This is a genomic window from Vibrio jasicida CAIM 1864 = LMG 25398, from assembly GCF_000400365.1.
Taxonomy (GTDB): domain Bacteria; phylum Pseudomonadota; class Gammaproteobacteria; order Enterobacterales; family Vibrionaceae; genus Vibrio; species Vibrio jasicida.
The window spans coordinates 1-831 of record NZ_BAOG01000208.1; the positions used below are offsets into that span (position 1 = coordinate 1).

The window sequence follows — 831 nt, forward strand, 5'->3', positions numbered from 1 at the left end:
TGCCTCTGGCTGTAGACGAAGATGATTTATCAGGCATTGGCTCAGACCAAACTGACGCTGTGTTTGTTGAAGGCGCGTTTACGACCACCCAAGGTTCAGATCGTGTGGTGAGCTACCAACTTGATTCAACGGCTGATCCTGTTTCGGGGCTAACCTCCCAAGGCGAGCCAGTTACTCTGGTAGAGACTGCGAATGCCGATGGCAGCTTCACTTACGTGGCTACCGCGGATGGCAATCCTGTCTTCACCATGAATGTGAATGCAGACGGCACATACAACTTCCGTCTAGAAGGCCCAGTTGATCACGCGTTAAACAGCGATGAGCTAGTACTGAACTTCCCAATCATTGCTACAGATTTTGATGGCGATACGACAACCGCGACCATTCCAGTCACGATTACTGATGACGTTCCAACGATTGACAACGTTGTTCCACTCACGGTGGACGAAGATGATCTCGCCTCAATGGGCTCAGACCAAAACGATGATGCGTTCATGTCGGGTTCTTTCAGTACAACTGAAGGCTCAGACAGCGTTGTTAAATACCAGCTTGATGCAACCGCAGATCCAGTAGCAGGGTTGACCTCTCAAGGTGAGCCTGTCGTGCTTGCTGAGACAACAAATGGTGATGGTAGCTTTACTTACACTGCCACAGCAGATGGCAATGCCGTGTTTGAATTGGTGGTGAAGCCAGACGGCAGCTACACCTTTACTCTGCAGGGCCCACTAGACCATGCGGTGAATAGCGACAGCCTACAAATCGACTTCCCGATTATCGCAACAGATTTTGATGGCGATACCTCAACAGAAACATTGCCTGTCACCATCGTTG

At 50.2% G+C, this 831-nt stretch carries 1 protein-coding gene; it reads left to right on the plus strand.

The window, feature by feature from the left end:
• A partial coding sequence (locus tag VJL_RS26770; protein WP_038882389.1) for a T1SS-143 repeat domain-containing protein occupies positions 1–831 on the plus strand: 831 nt, incomplete at both ends.